The following is an 18243-nucleotide window of genomic DNA, read 5'->3' as shown; positions in this document are numbered from 1 at the left end:
CACCCCTCCACTCTAGTACTGCATTAGTTGATCTTTATGCTTGGATAAAGCTCCTCTAAGACGTAAGATGGCTTTGGAATGGAGCTGAGAAATTCGCGACGGCGAGAGCGACATCACGTCTGCAATTTCACTTAAAGACAGCTCTTCATAATAAAAAAGGGAAACGACGATACGTTCCTTCTCCGTCAGCTTCTCTATTCCATTAACTAATGAATCTTTCAAATATACTTCATGGACTTTGTGGTCAGGATTTTTTGCCCGTTCATCCACGAGTAGAGAAAGTCTTGTTTCCGATTCTTCCTCGCGAAGAGGATCCTCAAGCGAACATACAGTCGTTACCGCAATCTCTTGGAGCATCGTTGTAAACTCCTTTTCCGTTATGTTCAGATAATTGCTAATTTCAGCATCGGAAACCGAGCGTAAATACTGTTGTTCCAGCTTTTGATAAGCCTCTTCCACTTTTTTCGCTTTCTCTCTCACGGATCGCGGTACCCAGTCGCCTTGACGGAGACCGTCAATAATTGCGCCGCGAATGCGCCAGGAAGCATAAGTCTCGAATTGCAGCCCCCGACAATAGTCAAACTTCTCTATCGCATCAATTAACCCCATAACGCCATTGCTGGCCAGGTCATCCTTCGATACATTTTTAGGTAGGCCAATAGCCATACGATTGGTCACATAATCAACAAGCGGCAAATATTGCTCAATAAGCCGCTTCTTCGCTTCAATATCCCCTTCTTCTTTCCAAGCTTGCCACATCGGAATGTTTAAAGAAGCAATCATATTTTTCACCCTCCTGTCAGGTGACGTACTACTTTAGCCAGTTCTTCCGGTTCTTTTTTTTGTGCAGACACGAGCTGCGGCGGCGCTAATGGCCGAAACGGCTCTTGCTCTTGTTCCAGTTGCTGCTTGCTATCTGCCTCTTTTTGTGAAGGGCGCGTATCCAGTCCGTCTTTCAACAGCTGATTTAAATCTTCGCTTTCGTCAGGCGTAGTCAAATCGAGCTGTGTTCCTACTCCATCTTCATCTGTAGCGCCGTTATCCAGCAGTGCTGGCGGCTTCAAAATAAACGTAAGCACCGCACGCAGTATAAACGCAATGACAACAAAGGCGATGAATGCATATACACTGCGCAGCAGTATGACTGTGACCGCATTTTTACCGAGTGAGAAAAGAATCGTTAATATAACACCCGTTAGTCCTAATCCGACATTCCATCGCCAATTTCCGATCATATTGATTCAAATCTCCTTTATTCCAAGCTGTACGCTGCGAATCAGAAGCAGGCCGCTTCCGCTGTCAAACTCAATGGTGCGACCATAATTGCCGCCTGTATCCTGTGCAAAAACAGGAATCTTGAACTTGTTGATGATCTCCAGGCAAGATTCGACATTTCTTGGACCAATGCGCATAGAGTCCGACTGACCTGAGAAGGCGAACATTTGAGCGCCGCCAGCCATTTTCGCTACAAGGCGATTTTGCTGTGCGCCCACATGCTTCATCCGATCAAGAAGCTCAGGAATGGCCGTATCCGCATATTTCGCCAAGTTAATCGTCGACTCTCTTGCAATTTCAGAGGAAGGCAGCATAACATGCGCCATTCCGGCTACTTTATTAACCGGATCATAAAGCGTAAGTCCTACACAAGAACCAAGCCCTGTTGTTTTGAGGACGGAACCCTCAGTTGCAATATTTAAATCAGCCATTCCAACCTTAATCAAATTTTGCTGTATCATTCGACATTTACTCCCAGAGCGCGGAAAATTTTCGTGAATGATTCAGGGTCGGGTATGAGAAAAAAATGGCCTTCCAGGTCTTGGCAGTCTTCTAGAAATGTCGTTTCAATCAACAACGCGGAATCGCCCATCTCCCCGTATTGCAGCAAGCCATAGCTTAGAATAGCTCCTGCCATGTCCAGTGCAACGGATGGAACCGATGGAGCCATCGCCAAATGGGTGAAATCAGCCAACGAAGACAAATATGAGCCCGTCAATATATTTCCGATTTCACATAAAGCTGACAGCTCCATTTCGGAATAGCCGTTCTCATCATCATGAGGCAATGACAGCAGCTGAGTAAGCAAACGCTTCGCTGCGTCCTCCTGAATGATGAAAAACATATTGCCCGGCGCTTCGCCTTCCACTCTTAAAAACACCGCGATGACGACCTGTTCCATACCGCCAACGCGATCGGCTATTTCTTCGAAGGGCAGCAAGCTGACCTTCGGAACACCCATATCGACTGGCTTATTGAGGAGGCGGGACAATGCAGTAGCTGCATTGCCCGCGCCAATATTGCCGACTTCCTTTAGTACGTCAAGCTCAAAAGCTTCAAACTTGCTAAATTGTGCCACGTTTATCCCTCCAGTTGCATCAGCTGTTCGATCTCGTTTTTATTCAGCACCTCAACTAGATTTAGCATAATAAGCAGTCTGCTGTCCCCGAGCTTGGCAATACCATGCAAGTATTTAGCTTTAACGCCGCCTACGATTTCTGGTGGAGTATCGATGTTATCCGTATCGATATCTATGACATCATTCGCGGAATCGACAATAAATCCTACTTCAAGATCATCTACCGCTACTACTATAATTCGCGAATTATCTGTCGGTTCCTGCTCAGGTAGGCCAAAACGCCCACGAAGATCTACAACCGGCACAACAACACCGCGCAAATTCATAACGCCTTTAATAAAAGCGGCTGTTTTAGGCACGCGGGTAATCGGTGACATCCGCTCTATTGTTCTGACTTTATCTACTTCAATTCCGTATTCCTCTTCAGCTAGCGCGAAAACAATGACCTTCAATTCTTCTCCCATTGTGAAAACCTCCTATTTGATTAATGCGTTAGGATCAATAATTAATGCGACCTGGCCATCACCTAAAATCGTCGCTCCAGAAATCGCCTCGATATTGGTCAAATATTTGCCAAGCGTTTTGAGCACGATTTCGTTTTGGCCGATAAACTCATCAACGGTAACTGCCGCCCATTTTTCTCCCTTGCGCACCACTACAATTTCGGTTTCTTCCTCGGCGCTATCATTAAAGTCAGGTGTCTCAAGCACACGGCTCAGCGATACAAGAGGAATAACGGTATTGCGGAATTCAATCATCAAATTGCCATGGACGTTCAAAATTTGCGATCTGCGGATAATGCTTGTCTCCACAATGGAGGACAGCGGAATCGCATATTTTTCCGAGCCCAGCTTGATCAGCATCGCCGAAATAATCGACAACGTCAGCGGAAGCTGAACCGAGAATTTCGTTCCTCTGCCAAACGCCGAGTCAATGGTGACATTTCCGCCGAGCGACGTAATTTTGGAACGTACAACGTCCAGTCCAACACCGCGTCCAGAAATATCCGATATTTTCTCTGCTGTACTAAAGCCTGCTGCAAAAATCAGCATATTGATTTCGTCGCTGGACAGCTTTTTCGCCTCATCTTCAGTAACGACACCGTTTTTGATCGCCGTCTTCAGCACGCGCTCCTGGTTAATGCCGCGTCCATCCTCTTCCACCTCAATGAACACATGGTTGCCGCTATGGTAAGCGCGCAGGAAAATGGTTCCTACTTCCGACTTGCCAGCTGCAATTCGTTCTTCCACCGTCTCGATGCCATGATCGACTGAGTTGCGGAGCAAGTGAACGAGTGGATCGCCAATTTCATCAATGACGGTACGGTCAAGCTCTGTATCCGCCCCAGTAATGACCAAATCGATTTTTTTATCAAGCGACTTCGCTAAATCGCGAATCATGCGAGGGAAACGGTTGAATACCGAATCGACGGGTACCATGCGCAGCTTAAGTACGATATTTTGCAAATCCGTGCTGACGCGCGTCATATGCTCGACAGTCTCAGTCAAGTCATTGCGTTTAATTTCGCTTGAAAGCTGCTCTAGTCGAACGCGATCAATTAGCAGCTCGCTGAACAAATTCATCAGCGTATCCAGACGGTCGATATCAACGCGAATCGTCCGGTTAACCGCTGCTGGCGCAGCTTGGGCAGGCGCTTCCTTACGAGGCGCAACCGCAGCAGGAGCCTTGGTTACTTCTTCCTCTTTTTTCTCGACGACAGCGATAGCCGCTGCAATCTCTTCCTTCGCTTTCTTCACCTCAGCCTCAGCTTGCTGATTCGCTGTTGGCGTGCTGAGCAGATGAAGCGATTCCTCATCAAGCAAAGTCACAACTGCCGACTCTACTTCGGATACATTCATAATTTGCGTATGCAAATCTTCCAGCTTCGTCTGTGTAATTGTAAATACAGTGAAGGAACGATCGAATTTTTCCTGTTCCAAATCCTGTACAGAAGGCTCCGATTTCACAATCTCTCCGTGTGCTTCCAGCAGGTTAAATACCATATAGGCACGAACCGCCTTCAGCAAACAGTCCTCGCGAATCGTTACATGAATATGATAAGCCTGATGTCCGCTATCAATGGATTGCTTAAGCACCGAAGTCTGGTACTCATCCAGCAGCAAAATAGGCTTGTCCGCATTGGACGAATCGCTTGCAGCTGCGGCCTTTTGATCCGGCTCCGATTTTTTATGCTCTCCATTGAAAATCGACTGCAAGGCAGTCACAATCGACGTCACATCCGCTTTACCAGTACCACCGTTAACGATATCCTGCACCATCGCCTCCAGCGCATCAAGACCCTTGAAAAGCGTATCAAATATAAAGCTGTCCATCTTGAGCTTGCTATTGCGAACAAGATCAAGCACATTTTCCATTTCATGTGTCAAGGCAGCCAGATCCTCATACCCCATCGTAGCCGACATGCCTTTCAGAGTATGAGCCGAACGGAATATATTTTGAACAATTGATAGATCTTCCGGCTCGCCTTCCAGTCGCAATAAGTTTTCATTCAAGGTTTGAAGATGGTCGTTAGATTCGTCGATGAACATCGACAGATAGGCATTCATATCCATTGTATCGCACCTCCTGCTAGACTTGTGATTGCTTCAATCGTTATTTAAGTACACAGCTTTCAATACGTGCAGCGATTTGTTGCAGCGGGAGTACAGTCTTGACTGCTCCGCTTTCGTAGGCGCTGCGCGGCATGCCGTAAACGATACAAGTTTCCTCTGCCTCGCCTATAGAGGTTACTGCACCGCTCTCAACAAGCTGTTTAAGACCTTTCGTACCATCGCTGCCCATTCCGGTCAGGATGACCGCGTGACGCTTAAGCTCCTTGAAAGGAACCAAGGATTCGTACATCACATCTACAGATGGACGATGTCCATTGCGCTGCGGCTGCTCTGTTAAGTGAATATAATAACCGGAACTATCCTTACTAAGCTCTAGATGATAGCCTCCGGGAGCAACATAGACAACGCCGGGATGAACCCGGTCGCCTTGAGCCGCTTCAACGACATGGAGCGCACTGAAGCTGTCGAGGCGCTGTGCCAGCGATTTCGTAAATTTCGGCGGCATATGCTGGACAACTAGGACAGGTGCGCCTAGATCGCCCGGCAAAGCGCTAATGACCGTATGCAAGGCACGCGGCCCTCCTGTTGAAGCGCCGATTGCAACAATATGCTGGAACGAAGTAGACCTCGGCAGCTCTTTTTTCGGCGGAGCAGCCTCTTCCGGTTTTTTGCTCGCTATAATCGGCGGAGCAGCTGGTTTATATGTAGAGGAAGGTGCCACCGCTTTACTTGCCGCTGGTTGTTCCGGTTTTTTGCTAATACTAGGCGGCTTTATTGGTGGCGTAATTTCCGGTTTCTTCTTCGCCGTAGAAGGTGCAGCAAGCCGTGAAGCTGCATTTGTTTTTGTTTCGGTTATTAGGGGCTTTTTCGTATCTAGCTCCTTCACTTTAACCGGCGGCTCCATCTTCTCCTCAATGTATGAAGGCTTCCTCGCCTGTACGGCTGTTTTTAGCTTCTCAATCAATTGCTCGCCTACCTGGATAATATCATTCGTTGCAATGCCTGACGGCTTGCGTATAAAGTCAAAAGCTCCAAATTGCAATGCTTTTATCGTATCCCTCGTATTATCCTCACTAATACCAGACAGCATAATAACGGGTGTCGGGTTATGTTTCATAATCTTTTGCAAAGCCTCAAGTCCATTCATTTCAGGCATTTCCAGATCGAGCGTGACAACATCGGGCTTCCATTTTTCCACCGCTTTAACAGCTTCGGCCCCATTGGTTGCAGTTGCTATTATAGAAAACATTGAATCCTTTAAAATTAAGTCACTAAAAATTTTTCTCATAAATGCAGAATCATCTACAATGAGTACACGATAAGGAGCCATCTTTTCCCCTCCCCTATTAAAAGGACTATCTCGTTAGCTTGAATAATTTATGCAGAAATCCCTTTACACCGTTTTTAGCTTCAGATTCCGGTCTCTTTATTTCTAGAAAACGAACTGCAATTTCATGCATAGCTTTCGATGCTTCACTGCCCGGATAAGCAAGTGTGAAGGGAATCTGACGTTTTACCGCCTTGCCTACATGAGCATCATCGGGAACGAGCCCGAGAAACGGCAAGGATGCTTCCAAGAAGCGCTCGGCGGCCAAATTGATTTTATCTGCTGTCAATCGGCCTTCCCGCTTGCTGTCAGCCCGATTAACGATAAGTCTGAATTCAGGATGGATGCCCATCGCTTTCACCATTTTGATCAATGCATAAGCATCGGTTATGGAAGTCGGCTCTGGCGTCGTTACAACGATGGTTTCCTGCGCTGCGGCGATAAATCTCGCCGTTTCCTTGGAAAGTCCCGCTCCAGTGTCGAACACAATAACGTCGTACAGCCCTTGAAGCTTTGAAACCTGCTCCGTAAACAAGGACATCTCTTTCTCCGACAGCTCCAGCAATTCCTTAATTCCTGAGCCGCCTGCAATAAAATGAAGTCCCTCGGGCCCTTCCTGAACGACATCCCAGATCGTTTTGTCCTGCTTGAACAAATGGTATAAATGGTAGGAAGAGCGTACGCCCATCAGTATATCGATATTCGCCATTCCAATATCGACATCAAAAACGAGAACCTTCTGACCCAGCTTCTGAAGCATTAGCGCAAAATTAAGACTAAAGTTGGACTTGCCAACACCGCCCTTGCCGCTGGTGACAGCCAATATGCGCGTTTCGCGCTTGCCGCCTTCGCTGCTGCTTGCCTTTACCATATGTCGCAGCGCTTCGGCTTGATCATTCATCGTCCGCTTCCCCCAGCAAGTCATTCATATAAGCAGCAGCATCAAAACGATCGATGTCATCCGGCACCGTCTGGCCCCTTGCCACATAAGTGGGCGTTAAACCAAACTTCATTACAAGGTTAAAAATAGAGCCGAACACCGCAGTTTCATCCTGCTTCGTAAACAGTACCTTCTCAATGCCATATTTCACAAAGTTTCCGGCTACTGATGTCATATCCTTTGTTTTGCCGGTAAGACTCAGCACAAGCACCGTTTCATTGCGGTCATGCGATTGAAGCAAGCTGTTTACCTCTGATACATTCAGCTCATTGCGGAAGTTACGGCCAGCCGTATCCATGTATATGAGCTCTCGGTCTTCAAGCTGCTTGAATGCCTTCGGCAAATCCATAGGAGAAAAAACAACCTCTAATGGAATATTTAAAATATTCGCATACGTTCTAAGCTGATCAACGGCTGCAATTCGGTACGTATCCGATGTAATGAAACCTACCTTTTTGTTATGCTTAATCGTTTGATTAGCCGCAAGCTTAGCGATCGTTGTCGTTTTGCCTACGCCAGTCGGACCCACAAAATGAACGATTCTAGCCTGCTCATCGAGCATGCCCGCAGCGTACGGCGCCATCCATTCGAGCAGCTGCCGTTTGGCAAGCTCCCATACTTGCGTGCGTGTCAAAGGCTCTTTATGCTGCCCTTCCTGCTCAGAGATGATCGCCATTAGTTGGTCGATCCACTCCACATCCAGCTCCTGCTCTTGAAGGCGGTCACGGAGTGCTTTTGCAGCTTCCGAAAATGCATTTCCTGCTTTTTGTGAAGAAAGCTGCAAGAGGGATTGCTTAATCCCTTTAATTTCATCCATGAGCTGATCGTTAACTGGAGAAGCCGCCGCAACTGGTGCCGGCCTTGCCGGCGGCTCAACCGTAGCTGTAATAGCTGCGGTTGCCGCCGCGGCACGCTGCTGCTTCTGCATCGTCTCCGTTATGGCAGCCATTACGGCACTGACATCATCCGGCGCCTTGCGCTTCTGCGGCGGATTGTCCGGAACCGCTGCGTTCGACTCAATAGCGGCAATAACTTCCATCTTCTTTTTGCGGAACATGCCCATGAAGCCGCCAACTTTGACTTCTTTCGTATTCAATATAACGGCATCTTTGCCAAGATCGCTTCGGATCATCGGCAGCGCCTCGGGAAGGGCATTTACCACATAACGTTTCACTCTCATAAATTCACCACCCCTACGCTCTGAACTTCAACGTTAGGTTCAAGCTCACTGTAAGAAATGACCGGAACCTCCTGCATCGTCCGCTCCACAATCTGACGCAAATACATGCGGATTGTAGGGGAAGTCAACACAACAGGCTGCTGTCCAGACTGAATTTGCCGGGTAACCTGCTCATTCAGCTTGGAATAAATTTGTTGAGTGACGATCGGATCAAGCGCAATGTAACTTCCCTGATCGGTTTGCTGCACCGACTCAGCGATTTTCTTCTCCATCGCCGGACCGACCGTAATGACTTTAAGCTTATCTCCCGTTGCCGCAAACTGCTGGGTAATTTGTCTCGACAGCGCTTGTCTGACATATTCCGTCAGCACATCGGGATCTTTCGTGTAATGACCGTGATCGGCTAATGTTTCAAAAATCGTTACCAAATCGCGGATCGAAACTTTCTCACGAAGCAGCTTGGCAAGCACTTTTTGCAAATCGCCAATCGATAGAACTGCAGGGATGAGATCGTCGATAAGCGCTGGATAAGATTCCTTTACATTTTCAATAAGCGCCTTCGTCTCTTGACGGCCAAGCAGCTCATGTGCATGGCGCTTAATAATTTCTGTCAAATGCGTGGCGACAACCGAAGGCGGATCTACGACGGTGTATCCCGACATTTCCGCTCTTTCTTTCATCTGCTCGTCAATCCAAATAGCTGGAAGCCCGAATGCCGGTTCTGTTGTTTCAATACCGAGTACCGAATCATCATCAAAACCTGGACTCATCGCCAAATAATGATTGAGCAGTAGCTCGCCTTTCGCAACCGTATTCCCTTTAATCTTAACGACGTATTCATTTGGCCGCAGTTGAATATTGTCGCGAATTCGAATAACGGGAACGACAAGCCCTAGCTCAAGCGCGCATTGCCTTCTGATCATAATGATACGATCCAGCAAGTCCCCGCCCTGCTGCGTATCTGCCAATGGAATCAGACCGTAGCCAAATTCGAATTCGATTGGATCCACCTGCAGCAAGCCAATGACGCTCTCCGGATTACGAACCTCTTCAATTTGCTGCTCTTCCACAAGCATCTCCTCTTGCTCCACTTGTTTCTCCTGCAGCTTCTTCATTCTCCATGCTCCAAATGCGAGCAGTGCCGCAAAGGGGAGCGTGCGCATAACGCCGATTGGCGAAACTAAACCAAGCAGAGCAATTGTTCCTGCAACTATGTATAAAAGATTAGGGTATTTAAATAACTGTGCTGTTAAATCCTGCGCCAGGTTGCCATCCGATGCTGCCCGTGTAACGATTAGGCCTGATGCTACCGAAATAAGCAATGCTGGAATCTGACTGACGAGACCATCCCCGATGGTTAAAATGGAATAGGTTTCAAGTGCTTCGGCAAAACCAAAACCATGTATCGCCATCCCGATTATAAATCCGCCAACCAGATTAATAATGAGAATGATAATGGATGCGATCGCATCCCCTTTTACAAACTTGCTGGCACCATCCATAGCTCCGTAGAAATCTGCTTCTCTTTCAATCTTGGAACGACGGGCCCGCGCCTGCTGCTCATTAATGAGCCCCGCGTTTAAGTCGGCATCAATACTCATCTGCTTGCCGGGCATCGCATCGAGCGTAAATCTTGCTGCAACCTCGGCGACCCGCTCAGAACCTTTCGTAATAACGATGAACTGAACAACAACGAGAATCAGAAAGACGATAAACCCGATTGCTATTTGCCCGCCTCCAACCCATCTACCGAATGTTGCGACAACTTCCCCCGCCTCTGCATGCTGCAAAATGTTCCGGGTAGTAGAAATGTTGAGTGCTAATCGGAATAAGGTCGTAACAAGCAAAACTGCGGGAAAGATAGAAAACTCCAGCGCTTCCTTCGTATTCATCGCAATAAGCAATATCATTAAAGCAACTGAAATATTCAGAATAAGCAAAATATCCAGCAAAAGAATAGGGATGGGAATAACCATCATGAGCACGATGCCTATGATCCCGATTAAAACGATAAGATCTTTTGGTTTCATGACGCTTCCTCCTCCCTTAAATTACGATGATTTGACACGGCCTTTAAGCTTGTAAACGTATGCGAGCACCTCCGCCACAGCCTGGAACAAATCTGCCGGTATGGCATCTCCGATTTCGGCGCGTTCGTATAATGCTCTGGCAAGCGGCTTATTTTCCATCGTAATAACGCCGTGCTCTTTGGCGATTTCCCTAATGCGCAGCGCCACATGATCCATGCCTTTGGCAATAATAACGGGCGCCTCCATATTAGAGGAATCATATTTCAAGGCGATTGCAAAGTGCGTCGGGTTTGTAATGACGACATCTGCATTCGGAATCTGCTGCATCATCCGCTGGATGGCCATTCTCCGCTGCTTTTCTCGGATGCGGCCTTTAACAAGCGGATCACCCTCTGATTTCTTATGCTCGTCCTTAATGTCCTGCTTGGACATCCGCATGCTTTTCTCCTGCTCATACTTCTGATACAAATAATCCGCAAAGGCGAGTATCACAAGTGCAACACCGATTTTGATCCCCATACTGACTGTCAGACCAGCTGCAAAGGCGAAAATTTGCTCGACAGACAAGTCGGAAAGAGAAAGCAGTCGGCTCCAATCGCTTGCAATCGTCTGGTATACGAGCACTCCAATAATCAGTAGCTTGAGTAGGCTTTTAAGCATTTCAACAATAGAACGCATGGAGAATAGCTGTTTCAATCCTTGGAGCGGATTCAGCTTTTCGATCTTCATCTTGAGCGGCTCTCCTGTAAGCAGGAATCCAAATTGCGCAACGTTGCCGATAATGCCTACTAAAATAGCTACCGAAAATATGGGTAGTAAAAAAATGAGCATTTCAGTTACGAGCGTACCGAACAAGTTAAAAACATTTTCAGACGTAAGCTCCATAAGCAGCCAATTTTCGAAAATATCATCGAACATATTCATAATTCGCTGCTTGTAAAAGCCGCCAAACATGGCAAACCCGGCAAACGTAAACAACAAGATCAAGGAGCTGGGAAAGTCTGCCGATTTGGAGACCTGTCCTTTTTTACGCGAATCTGCACGTTTTTTGGGCGTCGCTTTCTCCGTTTTTTCTTGGCTGAACAGCTGCAGGTCGAGCTTTAAGCGGTACATTTGCACGATTACAGCCTCCTTTACCCATCCGGCCCTTTAAAAATAGCGAAAAGCTGCTCCAAGTTGTCAAACATGATGGCAATAAGCCGCTCATACAGACCACTTAGTCCCGGCATAAGCAGCACGAGCAAAACCATCCCGATAATAAGCTTAAGCGGTATCCCTATAACGAAAACATTGTATTGAGGCGCTGTTTTTGCTAAAAATGCCAGTCCGACATCCGTCAAAAACATCGCAATTACTAGCGGAGCTGCAACCTGCAGAGCTAGCAAAAACGTATTTCCAACTGCGTTCGTTAAAAACTCGCTAATGCTGCCACTGCTGATTCTCGCAAAAAAGTCTCCAGCAAGCGGCATCCATTTATAACTGTCCATTAACCCTCTAAGCAAGTAGTGATGGCCGTTCAAGGAGAAAAAAATAAGAATAAGCATCATGTATTTAAAATTTCCTAGCAATGGAACGGAAGTACCCGTTAGTGGGTTGACGACGTTCGCCATCGCAAAACCAATCTGCAAATCCATTAATGCTCCTGCAGTCTGCACGACTACGAAAAACAAATACACCACGAAGCCAAATAGCAGGCCAATCAATATTTCCTGTACAACATAAAGCACATAGCTCGCATCTGTCGCTACCGTCTGATTAATGCCATAAGTGAGATACACGATAAAGGATATAAAAAAACTTAATCCGATTTTCGCAATATTCGGCATCATTTTCCCTGAAAACATCGGAGCTACGACGAAAAATGATGTAATTCGACAAAAAATCAACAAAAAAATAGGAAAACCTTGCTCGATAAGCTCCATCGCTGCGATTCACGCCTATCCGATATATTTATGCAGGTTGTTCAGCAGATTATAAGTGAAATCAACGATCGTATTTAGAATCCACGGCCCGAACAAAACAACGGATGCAAAAACCGCTACAATTTTCGGAACAAATGCTAAGGTTTGCTCTTGTATCTGGGTAGTCGCCTGAAAAATACTGACCAAGAGCCCAACAACGAGAGCAATAACAAGCATTGGCGCGCTGCTTTTTAGTACAGTAAATACAGCCTCGCTGGCCAGACCGATAATAAAATCGGCACTCATTGAACATCCCCCCTATACAGTCGTCAGGTATTAAAGCTTAATAACAAGGATTTGACTATCAAATACCAGCCATCTACCATGACGAACAGCAAGAGCTTGAACGGCAATGAAATCATTACTGGCGGAAGCATCATCATCCCCATCGCCATTAACGTACTTGATACAATCATATCAATAACGAGAAAAGGTATGAATATAAGGAAGCCCATTTGAAAGGCTGTCTTAATTTCGCTAATCGCATATGCCGGAATGAGAACCGTCAAAGGAATATCCTCGAAAGTTTCCGGCTTTTCCGTCTTCGTGTAGTCCATAAACAGCTTTAAATCCTTCTCTCTCGTCTGCTTGAACATAAACGCCTTCATCGGTACAGACGCCTTCTCGAAAGCTGCTGTTTGGGAAATTTCCCCTTTCAAATATGGCTGCAACGCTACCTCATTTACTTGAGAAAAGGTAGGGGCCATAATAAAAAAGGTTAAAAACATAGCAAGTCCGATTAATACCTGGTTCGGCGGCATCATCTGCGTACCGAGGGATGTCCGAACGAAGCTAAGCACGATAATGATGCGTGTAAAGCTGGTCATCAATACTAGAATAGCAGGCGCTATGCTTAGTACGGTAATCAGCAGCAAAATCGATAACGCGCTCGGGTTCGGCTGATCGCTGCCCGTGTTGCCAAAGTTAATTTCTACGTTCGGTAGCGGTTCAGCAAAAGCATGCGATTGAAATATGAGACCAGCTAACTGTACCGCAACAAGAGCTATCCACCATTTATTTTTCATGATCATCATTCAACCGTTCATTAGGGTTAGGGTCTTTGAGGAGTGCTTCGAGCTGCTGCTTGCGATCCGCTTGACGATTCATCTTGTCCTTGAGCACATTCTGAAACGAAGAAGCGTCGTTCCACTGTTCATCCTGCGGTTCCTGCTCGCCAGAGCCTTGACGAAAGCGTGAGATTAAGCCCGTCAAAGCACTCGGCGACCAGCCACCTTGCACTTGCCTCTCCATTGCCTCAATAATCGCCTCAGCTTCTTTTGCATCATCAATCTTGTCCAGCAGGGTAATGCTTTCGCCAACCCCTACAACATATAGACGGCCTGACAGCTCCACAACTTGAAGCGAATGATTTTGACCTAAGGAAATGCCCCCGAGCGAACGAAGCGAACGATTTGTTCCTCCGAACGCCCGGTTGCGCCGCGATAGCCATTTAATAACAACAATGATTAGTCCAATAATAAGTAGCAAAGAAAAAATAACCCATACTACACTGCCTGCCATGTTGGACGGACTAGTATATGGCAATTCAGGCTGGCTCGTCTGAACTGCTTCCGCTAAAGCGGCGGCAGGCAGAACGGCCATTCCCGAAAACAATAAAAACGTTACACGAGCTTTAAGTTTGACCATCGCATACAACCGTTAGCCCAGCGTTTTCTTGATCGCTTCAATAACACGGTCCGCTTGGAAAGGCTTAACGATAAAATCTTTCGCTCCGGCTTGAATAGCATCAATAACCATTGCTTGCTGTCCCATTGCAGAGCACATAATGACTTTTGCATTCGGGTCGATTTTTTTAACTTCTTTCAGTGCTGCAATGCCGTCCATCTCAGGCATCGTGATATCCATCGTGATCAGGTCTGGCTTAAGCTCCTTGAATTTCTCTACCGCTTGTGCGCCATCTGGTGCTTCACCAACTACTTCGTAGCCGTTTTTGGATAAAATATCGCGGATCATCATGCGCATAAATGCTGCGTCGTCTACGATTAGAATACGGTTTGCCATCTTTTTTCTTCCTCCTAGGATGCTATTGTAATTTTTGAATTCGGTCCCATTGGCTTACGATATCGGTTACACGTACGCCGAAGTTCTCATCGATAACGACAACTTCGCCTTTTGCGATCAGCTTGTTGTTAACCAGAATGTCTACAGGCTCACCAGCAAGCTTGTCCAGCTCGATAATAGACCCTTGCGACAATTCCAAAATATCTTTAATTTGCTTCTGGGTCCTTCCTAATTCTACGGTAACCTTAAGTGGTATGTCGAGCAGTAAATTGAGGTTCGTCTCTTCACCTTGAATATATGGCGCATTATTGAAATTAGCAAACTGCACAGGCTGAACATTCACATTGCGATTGGCTGCATGGCCATATGTATTCGGGCCAGGCGGCTGCATCATCGGCGCTTCATAATATCCCGCTGGCGGTTGTTGTTCTTGCTTCTGCAACGATGGAGCCGTAGGCTGCGCAGGAGCACTTTGTGGCGCTTGCGGAGCCACTGGCGGCGCTTCTACTACTGGTGGCGCTTCAACTGCTGCAGCGGTCTCTTCGCCCGTCTCTTCACCCATAAGAATAGCAACCATTTGCTTTGCAAAAGAAACAGGCAGTAGCTGCATAATTGTCGAATCTATCAAATCTCCAATTTTAAGCCGGAACGAAATTTTGATGAATATATCTACCGGAGGCAGATGGCCCATTCCTCCACCGTTGTCTACATCGAGAATATCGATGCCTGGCGGCGAAATATTAACGAAACGATTGAAAATGGTAGACATCGACGTTGCAGATGACCCCATCATTTGATTCATCGCTTCCTGGACGGCGCTGATATGAATCTCATTGAGCTCTTCATCTGTAGGATTACCTGAGCCGCCAAGCATCAAATCAGCAATAATTTGCGCGTCTCTCGTCTTAATGACAAGCGAATTTATTCCTTGGAAGCCGTCCACATATTGAACACTTACAGCAACATGAGGCTTTGGAAATTCATCTGACAGCTGATCTCTGCGAATAAAGGTAACTTCCGGCGTTGTAATATCCACCTTCACACCTAACAATGTGGACAAGGCAGTTGCTGCGCTTCCGAACGTAATGTTCCCAATTTCACCAAGCGCATCCTGTTCCATAGCTGAGAGGAAATCTGATAACTGAACATCATCGGCAGATGGCTGTTCAGCATCCGTACTGCCAGAAGATTGATTTAGTAACGCATCAATTTCCTCCTGCGACAAATAATCTTTACTCGTCATATTCTTCTCCCGCTCCTTCGTTCACAACTTCATCAAGCTGAATAGCCAACCGATCTTTCACGGAGCCTGGACTGCCGATGAACTTCAATTTATCGCCTACCTTAATATGCAGGCCTTCCCCTACCGGCTTGCTGAGCGAAATGACATCTCCTACATTAAGACCCAGAAACTCTTGAATCGTAATGGAAGATTCACCAAGCTCGGCAACAATCGGCAGCTTCGCTTTGCTTACGCGCTGCTCCAGCATTTCAACTTCCTCTGGAATACGCTCCTTTTTCTGCGAAACGAACCAATGATGCGCCGACAAACGAGGCATAACCGGCTCAATGACAACATGGGGAATACAAAGATTGATCATCCCCGTCGTTTCACCGATTTTCGTACTTAAGGAAATAAGCGCGATCGTTTCATTCGGTGATACGATTTGCATAAATTGAGGATTCGTCTCAAGCGCTTCCAGCCGTGGCGATATATCAATGATTGTTTTCCACGCCTCTTGCAAACTCTCAAACGTCCGGCTAAAAATCTTTTCCATAATAATCGTTTCGATTTCAGTCAAGTTATTGATTTTGGAAGGCGCAACGCCTTGCCCGCCAAGCATACGATCCAGCATCGCGTAAGCGATATTCGGATGTACCTCCATCACCATGCGTCCTTCAAGCGGCTCCGCCTCAAAAATATTCAATATCGTCATCTTCGGAATCGAACGAATAAACTCATCATAAGGAAGCTGCTCGACTTGAACTACACTGATTTGAACGAAAGTACGAAGCTGCGCTGAGAAATAGGTTGTCAAATATCGCGCGAAGTTCTCGTGTATGCGAGTCAAGCTGCGAATATGATCCTTCGAAAATCGAACTGCGCGTTTGAAATCATAAACTCTGACTTTTTTCGTTACTTCTTCCTTTTTTAAATCCTCGGCATCCATCTCGCCGGAATTGAGGGCCGCCAGCAGCGCATCTATCTCATTTTGCGATAAAACATCAACCAAATTTTCTCACCCCCTTCAAGGAATGTCGCCAACCAGCATTAAATGTTGGTCATGATAAAAGCTGTTATTTCTACCTTGACCAGCTTCTGCTCTTTATCCAAAATTGGATTAATTTCATTGAGCAGCTTCGATTCCAGCAAATCCTCGCCTTTAGAGCCATTCAGCTCTTCAGCCGTCATATCTGCAAGCGCCCGGTTAATAATAGGCTTAACTTCGATTTCGATCACTTTATCAAAATCTTCCTTCGTCTTCTTGCTGTCCAGTTGGAAAGCAAAGCTAACGACAACGACTTTGTTCGAATCTTTCAAGTTGCGCTTGAAGTCTTTAAGCTCAGACGTTACTTCGACACGCTCATCGGCGCTAAGATGCTTGACTTCAACCTCTTTGTTTGCTGAACCATCTTTTGTACTTCCCATTATTGTGGGCCACATAAACCAAGCCACAACGGCAATTAATACAACCGACAGCAGTATAGTTACTAACCATGGCATCATTTTTTTCATCTCTATGGACCCTCCGTCTGTTCACTCTTCTGGGCCGCCGCATATACGCCGATCGTACGAAGATAATTCTGGATCAGCAGCAAAAGCTCGTCCGAGCTTTCCACCACTATAAATTTCTTACCAGTGGTCAAGGTAATAATGGTATCGGGCACTTCCTCCACCACTTCAATCAACAGAGCATTGATCATGAGCTTAGTACCATTAATACGAGTCACTGTAATCATAAACTGCCCCCTCACATCGCGGGGGAGGCGCTATGGCCCCCCGCCTGCGTCATGCCTAGCGATTATCGTTTCAGGTTAACAACCTCTTGCAAAATTTCATCGGAAGTCGTGATGATACGCGAATTCGCTTGGAAACCGCGCTGAGCCACGATCATTTCTGTAAACTCGCCTGTCAGGTCAACGTTTGACATTTCAAGCTGTCCAGCTACGATTGCGCCTGTTCCAACTTCTTCATCATTCGCCGGTGAAGTTACAAGCTCACTGTCTGGATTGGCGTTAGCTGTCATACGATACAAGTTTCCACCCATCTTCAGCAAACCGCTCGGGTTCACTACTTTGACAACTCCAATTTGTCCTGCTTCAACAATGCCATCGGCCGTTACACCTAGAATCATGCCATCTTGACCAATGGTGAATGATGTGATGGCAGGATCCAGCGGAGGAATAATACCGCCATCATCCGCAGCCATTACAAACATCCCGTTTGCATTGACAAGCTGTCTGTTCGCATCAAGCGTAAAGTTGCCGGCTCTTGTCAAAAATGTTTCTCCACCATCTGCTGCGGTAACCGCAAAAAATCCATCGCCATCAATGCGAAGATCTGTCGGTTGGTTTGTCGTCATCGCGCTTCCTGGCGTATGAATGGTATCAATAGAAGCAATGCTGACACCAAGTCCGATTTGCTTCGCATTCACACCACCTTGCTCGCCTTCTGCCGAAGCAGTAATACCTGCTGTTGTTTGGCTCAAAATATCGCTGAACATCACGCGGCCGCCTTTAAAGCCCACCGTATTAACGTTCGCAATATTGTTGCCGATGACATCCAGCTTCGTTTGGAAGCCGCGCATACCTGACACACCCGAGTACATTGATCTTAGCATAGTATTTAAGCCCTC

21 protein-coding genes are annotated in these 18243 nt (G+C 46.6%); all 21 read right to left on the bottom strand.

Features of this window, described 5'->3' with window-relative positions:
* Positions 1-12 precede the first annotated feature (12 nt).
* The 21 genes from WH37_RS11740 to flgG all read right to left on the bottom strand — a co-directional run bounded on the left by WH37_RS11740 (position 13) and on the right by flgG (position 18228).
* Entirely contained in the window at positions 13-783 is a 771-nt protein-coding gene (locus tag WH37_RS11740) for a FliA/WhiG family RNA polymerase sigma factor (protein WP_046230737.1), read from the bottom strand.
* A gap of 5 nt (positions 784-788) precedes the next feature.
* Entirely contained in the window at positions 789-1235 is a 447-nt protein-coding gene (locus tag WH37_RS11735; protein ID WP_046230736.1) for a hypothetical protein, read from the bottom strand.
* 6 nt (positions 1236-1241) lie between these two features.
* The gene (locus WH37_RS11730; protein ID WP_046230735.1) at positions 1242-1736 is read right to left on the bottom strand and encodes a chemotaxis protein CheD; all 495 of its coding nucleotides are present in this window, start codon (positions 1734-1736) and stop codon (positions 1242-1244) included.
* Complete coding sequence (locus WH37_RS11725; RefSeq protein ID WP_046230734.1) at positions 1733-2353, bottom strand: chemotaxis protein CheC; 621 nt, start codon at positions 2351-2353, stop codon at positions 1733-1735. The genes WH37_RS11730 and WH37_RS11725 overlap by 4 nt, the downstream gene beginning before the upstream one ends.
* Before the next feature lie 2 nt (positions 2354-2355).
* A complete protein-coding gene (locus tag WH37_RS11720) occupies positions 2356-2817 on the bottom strand; it encodes a chemotaxis protein CheW (RefSeq protein ID WP_046230733.1) in 462 nt (153 codons plus the stop codon).
* Positions 2818-2829: 12 nt separating this feature from the next.
* Positions 2830-4926 (bottom strand): chemotaxis protein CheA, encoded by a 2097-nt coding sequence (locus WH37_RS11715; protein WP_046230732.1) that lies wholly within the window; start codon positions 4924-4926, stop codon positions 2830-2832.
* A gap of 40 nt (positions 4927-4966) precedes the next feature.
* Positions 4967-6256 (bottom strand): protein-glutamate methylesterase/protein-glutamine glutaminase, encoded by a 1290-nt coding sequence (locus tag WH37_RS11710; protein WP_046230731.1) that lies wholly within the window; start codon positions 6254-6256, stop codon positions 4967-4969.
* A 25-nt stretch (positions 6257-6281) separates the two neighbouring features.
* Positions 6282-7154 (bottom strand): MinD/ParA family protein, encoded by an 873-nt coding sequence (locus tag WH37_RS11705; RefSeq protein WP_046230730.1) that lies wholly within the window; start codon positions 7152-7154, stop codon positions 6282-6284.
* The gene (gene flhF / locus WH37_RS11700) at positions 7147-8373 is read right to left on the bottom strand and encodes a flagellar biosynthesis GTPase FlhF (RefSeq protein ID WP_046230729.1); all 1227 of its coding nucleotides are present in this window, start codon (positions 8371-8373) and stop codon (positions 7147-7149) included. The genes WH37_RS11705 and flhF overlap by 8 nt, the downstream gene beginning before the upstream one ends.
* Positions 8370-10403 (bottom strand): flagellar biosynthesis protein FlhA, encoded by a 2034-nt coding sequence (gene flhA, locus WH37_RS11695; protein WP_046230728.1) that lies wholly within the window; start codon positions 10401-10403, stop codon positions 8370-8372. The genes flhF and flhA overlap by 4 nt, the downstream gene beginning before the upstream one ends.
* Before the next feature lie 21 nt (positions 10404-10424).
* Complete coding sequence (gene flhB, locus WH37_RS11690; RefSeq protein ID WP_046230844.1) at positions 10425-11516, bottom strand: flagellar biosynthesis protein FlhB; 1092 nt, start codon at positions 11514-11516, stop codon at positions 10425-10427.
* A 20-nt stretch (positions 11517-11536) separates the two neighbouring features.
* The gene (gene fliR, locus WH37_RS11685; RefSeq protein WP_046230727.1) at positions 11537-12325 is read right to left on the bottom strand and encodes a flagellar biosynthetic protein FliR; all 789 of its coding nucleotides are present in this window, start codon (positions 12323-12325) and stop codon (positions 11537-11539) included.
* A 15-nt stretch (positions 12326-12340) separates the two neighbouring features.
* Positions 12341-12610, bottom strand: a complete 270-nt coding sequence (fliQ, locus tag WH37_RS11680) for a flagellar biosynthesis protein FliQ (protein WP_046230726.1) — start codon at positions 12608-12610, stop codon at positions 12341-12343.
* Between the two features lie 23 nt (positions 12611-12633).
* Positions 12634-13389, bottom strand: a complete 756-nt coding sequence (gene fliP, locus WH37_RS11675; protein WP_046230725.1) for a flagellar type III secretion system pore protein FliP — start codon at positions 13387-13389, stop codon at positions 12634-12636.
* On the bottom strand, positions 13379-14011 hold the full coding sequence (locus WH37_RS11670) for a flagellar biosynthetic protein FliO (protein WP_052736930.1): 633 nt from the start codon (positions 14009-14011) through the stop codon (positions 13379-13381). The genes fliP and WH37_RS11670 overlap by 11 nt, the downstream gene beginning before the upstream one ends.
* Before the next feature lie 12 nt (positions 14012-14023).
* On the bottom strand, positions 14024-14386 hold the full coding sequence (locus WH37_RS11665; protein WP_046230724.1) for a response regulator: 363 nt from the start codon (positions 14384-14386) through the stop codon (positions 14024-14026).
* Positions 14387-14408: 22 nt separating this feature from the next.
* Positions 14409-15629 (bottom strand): flagellar motor switch phosphatase FliY, encoded by a 1221-nt coding sequence (gene fliY, locus WH37_RS11660; protein ID WP_046230723.1) that lies wholly within the window; start codon positions 15627-15629, stop codon positions 14409-14411.
* The gene (gene fliM, locus WH37_RS11655; protein WP_046230722.1) at positions 15619-16620 is read right to left on the bottom strand and encodes a flagellar motor switch protein FliM; all 1002 of its coding nucleotides are present in this window, start codon (positions 16618-16620) and stop codon (positions 15619-15621) included. Before fliM ends, fliY begins: the two co-directional genes overlap by 11 nt.
* Positions 16621-16658: 38 nt before the next feature.
* On the bottom strand, positions 16659-17123 hold the full coding sequence (locus WH37_RS11650) for a flagellar basal body-associated FliL family protein (RefSeq protein WP_046230721.1): 465 nt from the start codon (positions 17121-17123) through the stop codon (positions 16659-16661).
* A gap of 2 nt (positions 17124-17125) precedes the next feature.
* Positions 17126-17347, bottom strand: coding sequence for a flagellar FlbD family protein (locus tag WH37_RS11645; RefSeq protein ID WP_046230720.1), 222 nt, complete (start codon positions 17345-17347; stop codon positions 17126-17128).
* Positions 17348-17409: 62 nt separating this feature from the next.
* Positions 17410-18228 (bottom strand): flagellar basal body rod protein FlgG, encoded by an 819-nt coding sequence (gene flgG, locus WH37_RS11640; protein ID WP_046230719.1) that lies wholly within the window; start codon positions 18226-18228, stop codon positions 17410-17412.
* Between the last annotated feature and the right edge of the window lie 15 nt (positions 18229-18243).

This window comes from Paenibacillus algorifonticola, from assembly GCF_000971975.1.
Classification (GTDB): Bacteria; Bacillota; Bacilli; order Paenibacillales; family Paenibacillaceae; genus Pristimantibacillus; species Pristimantibacillus algorifonticola.
Note: the sequence above shows the minus strand (reverse complement) of the source record. Positions and strands in the feature narration are given on the sequence as shown.